Annotated in this window: 5 protein-coding genes; 1 reads left to right on the top strand and 4 read right to left on the bottom strand. The window is 70.0% G+C overall.

The window, feature by feature from the left end; all coding sequences use genetic code 11:
- Positions 1–6: 6 nt before the first annotated feature.
- The 4 genes from ACIQUC_RS17705 to melA form a co-directional block, all read right to left on the bottom strand.
- The gene (locus ACIQUC_RS17705; protein ID WP_402269436.1) at positions 7–885 is read right to left on the bottom strand and encodes a carbohydrate ABC transporter permease; all 879 of its coding nucleotides are present in this window, start codon (positions 883–885) and stop codon (positions 7–9) included.
- Positions 885–1,844 (bottom strand): carbohydrate ABC transporter permease, encoded by a 960-nt coding sequence (locus ACIQUC_RS17700; RefSeq protein WP_402269434.1) that lies wholly within the window; start codon positions 1,842–1,844, stop codon positions 885–887. The genes ACIQUC_RS17705 and ACIQUC_RS17700 overlap by 1 nt, the downstream gene beginning before the upstream one ends.
- Positions 1,828–3,132, bottom strand: coding sequence for an ABC transporter substrate-binding protein (locus ACIQUC_RS17695; protein ID WP_402269432.1), 1,305 nt, complete (start codon positions 3,130–3,132; stop codon positions 1,828–1,830). The genes ACIQUC_RS17700 and ACIQUC_RS17695 overlap by 17 nt, the downstream gene beginning before the upstream one ends.
- A 127-nt stretch (positions 3,133–3,259) precedes the next feature.
- Positions 3,260–4,684 carry an alpha-galactosidase gene (gene melA, locus ACIQUC_RS17690; protein WP_402269430.1) on the bottom strand — a complete coding sequence of 475 codons (1,425 nt, stop codon included), beginning with the start codon at positions 4,682–4,684 and terminating at the stop codon, positions 3,260–3,262.
- Between the two features lie 125 nt (positions 4,685–4,809).
- On the opposite strand from melA, the gene ACIQUC_RS17685 reads away from it, so the two are divergent.
- Positions 4,810–5,634: a helix-turn-helix domain-containing protein gene (locus ACIQUC_RS17685; RefSeq protein ID WP_402269428.1), complete on the top strand. Its 825-nt coding sequence runs from the start codon at positions 4,810–4,812 to the stop codon at positions 5,632–5,634.
- Positions 5,635–5,805 lie beyond the last annotated feature (171 nt).

Raw genomic sequence — 5,805 nt, 5'->3', positions numbered from 1 at the left:
CGCGGCCTACTTGATCCCCGTCGAGGCGATGCCCTGCACGAACTGCCGCTGGAACGCCAGGAACACCACGAGCAGCGGCAGCACCGTCACGGTGGCGATCGCCATCACGGCACCCCACGGCGAACTGAACGCCGGGTTGTTCGTCAGCGTCGACAGCGCGACCGGCACCGTGAGGTTCTCGTTGCCCTGCAGCACGACGAGCGGCCAGAGGAAGTCGTTCCACCGGGTCATGAACCCGAGGATCACGAGCACCCCGACGAGGGGACCGCAGGTCGGCAGCACGACCCGTAAGAAGGTCTGGAACTCACCGGCGCCGTCGAGCCGCGCAGCCTCCATCAGGGCGTCCGGCACCCCGAGCATGAACTGCCGGGCGATGAAGATCCCGACCACGTCGAACACCGTCGGCAGGATGACCGCCCAGGGGGAGTCGACCAGGCCGATCTTCGCGACGACGAGGAAGCTCGGCACGAGGGTGACCTGGATCGGGATCATGATCGTGACGAGGAACGCCGAGTAGAGCAGCCCCCGTCCGACGAAGCGGAACTTCGCCAGGGCGTACCCGGCCATCAGCGAGACGACGACGCTCAGCGCGGTGCCGACACTGGTGATGAGCGCGGAGTTGCCGAGCCACCGCCAGACCGGCTGCGTGCTGAACACCTGCGTGTAGTTCTCGACGGTGGGCCGGGTCGGGAAGAGCGAGAACGTGCCGCTCTGCGACTGGCCGCCAGGGGTGAGCGCGGAGACGACCATCCAGTACAGCGGGAAGACCATCAGGATCGCCAGCGCGGTGAGTCCGGCGACGAGCACCCAGCGGCCCGGGCGCGGCTTCCGCCGCGCGGTGGTCGGACGGGAGGCGCGGGTCGAGCCCGCAACGGACAGCGCCATCAGATGGCCTCCTCTGCCTTCTTGTTGGCCCGCTGCCGGAGCAGCGTGAACACGAGCAGGATCGCGACGAGCACCAGCCCGAGCGCCGCGGCGTACCCCATCCGCGCGTCGATGAACGCGGACCGGAACACGTACTGGATGAGCACCGTGGTGGAGAAGCCGGGGCCGCCGCCGGTCATCACGTAGATGACGTCGAACGCCTGCAGCGAGAACACCACGTTGAGGATGAGCAGGATCGACGTCGTCGGGCGCAGGAGCGGCCACGTGATCGTCCGGAACCGCACCCACCGCGAGGCACCGTCGATCGCGGCTGCCTCCTTGAGCTCGGCGGGCACGGACTGCAGCGCGCCGAGGTAGATCACCATGCAGAACCCGATCCGGGTCCACACGACGACGATCACCAGGGTCGCCATCGCCCAGCCGGGCGCGGTCAGCCAGGGCACGCGGCCGAGACCGAGCGCCTCGAGCAGGTTGTTCACGACGCCGTAGTCACCGTTGAAGATCCACGACATGATGACGCCGACCACGACGCCGGCGGCGACCATCGGCACGAAGAAGAGCGCACGGAACACCGAACGCCCGGGCAGCGGTCGGTTCAGCGCCACCGCCAGGGCGAGGCCGATCGCCATCGCGGTCGGGACGGTCCCGATCGTGAAGACGAGCGTGTTCCGCAGCGCCGTCCCGATGAGCGGGTCGGAGCCCATGTCGACGAAGTTCTTCCCGCCGACCCAGGTGCCGTCGCCGAGCGAGGTGCTCGAGTCCTGGAAGCTCAGGGCGATCGCGGTCACGATCGGGATGAGCGAGAAGCCGAGGAACAGCAGTGCGGCGGGGCCGACGAACACCCAGGGGACGAACCGGCCCTGACGTCGTCGCGCGGCACCACCGGCGGGGATTCCGCCGGTGGGCGGTGCAGCCGACGCCGTGGTCCGGACCGGCGCGGTCTCAGTTCGCAGTGACACTGCGCATCGCCTCCATCATCTGGCTCGAGGCCTCCTTCGGGCTGAGCTGCCCGAGCAGGCACAGGTCGAGGTAGTCGGCGAACACCGCGTTGAGCGACGAGAAGTACTGCCCGCTCTCGGCCTTCACCATCGACAGCGGGATGGTCGACCCCTGGTCGATGAACCGCTGCATGGTGTCCGAGTTCGCGGCGTACCCGATGTCCGCCGCGTCGAGGGACTCGCGGGCGGGCAGCCAGTTGCCGTCGTGGCAGAACTGCTGCATCTTCGGCCGCGAGGTGATCATCGCGACGAGTTCGGCCGCGAGCTCGGGGTGCTTGCTCGACTTCGTGACGGCGAGGGCGTTGCCGCCGAGGTCGCTCGCCTCACCCACGTTCCGGATCATCGGCGCCGTGCCCCAGTTGTCCCGCATGTCGGTGTCGAGCTGCACGATCGACTCCGGGTTGTTGAGCATCATGCCGATCTGCCCGGTCAGGAACAGGTTGCGGGCGACGTCCCCGCCGCCGCTCTTCGACAGGTTGCCGGTGGTGGCGAGGCCGTCGGCGTACCACTTTCGCCCGAAGGCCAGGGCGTCGATCGCCTCGGGGGTGTCCATCGAGGGGGTGGCACCGTCCTCGCCGAGGAACGCGCCCCCGTTCTGGTAGACGAACGGCAGCCACCGGTAGGCGGTCTCCGGCGCGGACCAGCCGTACCCGAACGCGTACTTGCCGGTGACCTGCTTGACCTCCTTCGCGACGTCGAGGAACTCGTCCCACGTCCACGCGTCCGCGAGGCGCGCCGGCGGGGTGACCCCGATCCGGTCCATGACCTCGCGGTTGTAGTAGGTGATGAAGTTGTCGGTGTGCTGGAAGACGCCGTACACACCGTCGTCCCGGGCACCGATCGCCCAGAACGGCGTGCTGTAGTCCTGCTGGTAGTCCTTCGGGATCGAGCCGGAGATGTCGACGAGGCTGCCGTTCGCGGCGTACCGGCCGATCTGCTGCGGGGTGATCCGGATGACGTCGGGCGCGAGGTCCGCGGCGAGCCGGGTGATGAACCACTGGTGGAACTGGCCCGTGGTGACCTCGACGGCGACGCTGGTGCCGGGGTGCGCCGCGACGAACTCGTCGGCGATCTGCTGGTAGCTCGTGATGTCGGTCGGGATGTTCCAGGTCGACAGTCGGATGTGCTTCGTGCCGCCGTGGGCAGCGGTGCCCTGGCCGGCGCAGGCGGCGAGTGCGCCGGCCATCGAGATGCCGGCCAGCGCGAGGAACCCGCGTCGGGCCAGCTGGGTGGGTGGTCGGGTCGGCATGGTCCTCTCCTTCGAGGTCGTGGTGCCGTGGTGGTCCAGGAGGCGCGGTGCACGTCCCGGGGTCCGGGTGCGTCCGTGACGGGGCCGGGTCGCGCGGTGGACCCGGCCCCGCCGGCGGACGGGGCGGTCAGACGAGGGCGGGTCGCGCCTCCTGGACGGCACCCTGCTCGGCCGGTACCGCGGTCGTCGGGCGCAGCGACTCCGGGAGCAGCGCGGCGTGCGCGTGCAGCAGCTCGTCGGTCATCTCGGCGATCCGGTCGAGCGTGAGGTGCGCCGCGGTGAGGGGGTCGAGCGCGACCGCGTGGTGGACGTGCTCGACGCTGCCGGTGAGCGCCGCGCGGACCGCCAGCGTCTGCACGTTCGTGTTCGTCCGGTTGATCGCCGCGAGCTGCGGGGGGAGTTCGCCGAACGAGATCGGGGTGACCCCGTTGCCGTCGGCCAGGCAGGCGACTTCGACGCAGGCGTCCGACGGCAGGTTGGCGATCACGCCGGTGCGGTTCGGGACGTTGCCGTAGACCACCGCGGGGACGCCGGTGACGATCGCGTTGACGATGCTCGCGCCGTACTCGACCGACGGGGAGAGATCGGCCTTGAGCTTCTCGAGCTGTTGGTCGACGTCGCCCTGCTCGTCGTGGGCGAGGCAGATCTCGTAGTAGTCCCAGCGCTCCGGGATGTACTCGAGCACCGTCTCCGGGTCCTTGCGGAAGTACGGCACGTACTCGCTCGCGTGGTGGCTCGACTCCGTCTCGAAGTAGCCGAACGAGTGCATCAGCTGCGTGCGGACCTGCTCGTTGCCGCCCTCGTAGTTGCTCGCCGCCGCAGCCGCCTCGCTGTGGTCACCGTCGTCGTCGTGCAGGTCGGCCGCCGCGACGCCGCGCCGGTGCTTCGCGGTCATCACCTCGCGGAGGTGCGGGTACAGGTCCTCGCCGTTCCGCCGCTTGAACTCGAGGATCCAGGCCTGGTGGTTGATGCCGGCGCTGACGTACTCGACCTCGTCGTACGGCACGTCGAGGGTCCGGGCGAGCATGCGCGTGGTGCCCTGCACGCTGTGGCAGAGGCCGACCGTGCGCAGGCCCTTCGCGTTGAGGAACGCCGTGGCCATCGCCATCGGGTTCGCGTAGTTGATGAACTGGGCGTCCGGGCAGAGCTCGAGCGCGTCGCGGGCGATGTCCTCGTAGGCGCGCACGGAGCGCAGGAAGCGGAACACGCCGCCGGGTCCCACGGTGTCGCCGACGGCCTGGTCGATGCCGTACTTCCTCGGGATCTCCACGTCCCACTTGTACGACTCCACGCCGCCGACCTGGAACGTGATGATGACGACGTCCGCGCCGGCGAGGGCCTCGCGGCGGTCGGTGGTCTCGAGGACCTCGGTGCCGAGGCCGTGGTGGGCGACGAGCTCGCGGGCAGCGCTCGCGGTGCGGGCGACCCTGCCCGCGTCGAGGTCCATGAGGTGCAGTGTCGCGCCCTGCAGTGCGGGGAAGGAGACGAGGTCGCCGATGAGGCGGAACGGGAAGACGAAGCCGCCGGCGCCGATGATGGTGATCTTGGTCATGCAACGACGGTAGGGAGCGGGGGCGGGTGCGGGCCTCCGGCTTCGGACGGCGGGGTTCCAGGATCCTCGGATGGGCGCGCTCGGGTCGCTGTCGGGCCCGAGGGTCGCTGTCGTAGGCTCGCGGTGTGCTCGACGTGGAGACGATGGAAGCGGCGTACTGGAGCCACCGTGGCCCGGCGCCGCTCATGCCGTCGTCGCACCGGCACGACGACCTCGAGATCAACCTCGTGCTCGACGGGCACCTCGACTACCGCTTCGGCGGCGCTCCGATCAGCGTGCACGCCGGCGAGATCGCGCTCTTCTGGGGGTGGACCCCGCACCAGCTCGTCGGCGACGGGACGGGGACGGGGGAGTTCCGGTGGGTGCACATCCCGCTCGGCGAGGTGCTCGCGTGGGGGCTGCCCGACCACGACCTCGGCGCGATGCTGCTCAACCGGCCGGTCGTCGTGCCGACCGCGGCCGCCGGTCGTGACGTCGAGTCGATGCTCGACTCGTGGCAGCGGGACTTCGCGGACGAGGGCGCCGAGACCATCGCGAACCTCGAGGCGCAGGCGCTCGTCCGACGGCTCCTGCGGCACCACCAGGACGCCGTCGACCTCCGCCCGGGCGGCGGGCACGGCACCGTGGACGCCATGCACCGGGTGATCGACATGGTGCGGTTCGTGGTCGAGAAGTTCCGCGAGCCGATCGAGGTGGCCGACGTGGCCGCGGCGGCGCACCTGCACCCGCACTACGCGATGTCGGTGTTCCGGCAGGACGTCGGGACGACCATCCTCGAGTACCTCACCCGGTGCCGGGTCGCCGAGGCGCAGCGCCTGCTCGCGACGACCTCGATGACGACGTCGGAGATCGCGCACGCGGCCGGGTTCGGGTCGCAGTCGAGCTTCTACGCGCACTTCAGCCGGGCGTGCGGCGGGCCGCCGGGGGAGTACCGGGCGCGGTCACGCTGACGGCACACGAGCAACGCCCCGTCGCGAGCGACGGGGCGTTGGCCGATCCGGACTGCCATGCGCAGCCGGAGATCGTGGGGGGTGTTACTTGATCTGTGCGGTGATGGTCGCGACGCCGACGAGGAGGCCGGACTTCACGGCGTCGGTCTTGAAGGTGCTGTTGAGCAGCTT

The sequence above is a fragment of the Curtobacterium sp. NPDC098951 genome (genome assembly GCF_044759965.1).
GTDB lineage: Bacteria > Actinomycetota > Actinomycetes > Actinomycetales > Microbacteriaceae > Curtobacterium.
Note: the sequence above shows the minus strand (reverse complement) of the source record. Positions and strands in the feature narration are given on the sequence as shown.

Coding starts and splice junctions, on each gene's coding strand:
- ACIQUC_RS17705 (WP_402269436.1), bottom strand. CDS start 885: ATGGCGCTGTCCGTTGCGGGCTCGACCCGCGCCTCCCGTCCGACCACC.
- ACIQUC_RS17695 (WP_402269432.1), bottom strand. CDS start 3,132: ATGCCGACCCGACCACCCACCCAGCTGGCCCGACGCGGGTTCCTCGCG.
- melA (WP_402269430.1), bottom strand. CDS start 4,684: ATGACCAAGATCACCATCATCGGCGCCGGCGGCTTCGTCTTCCCGTTC.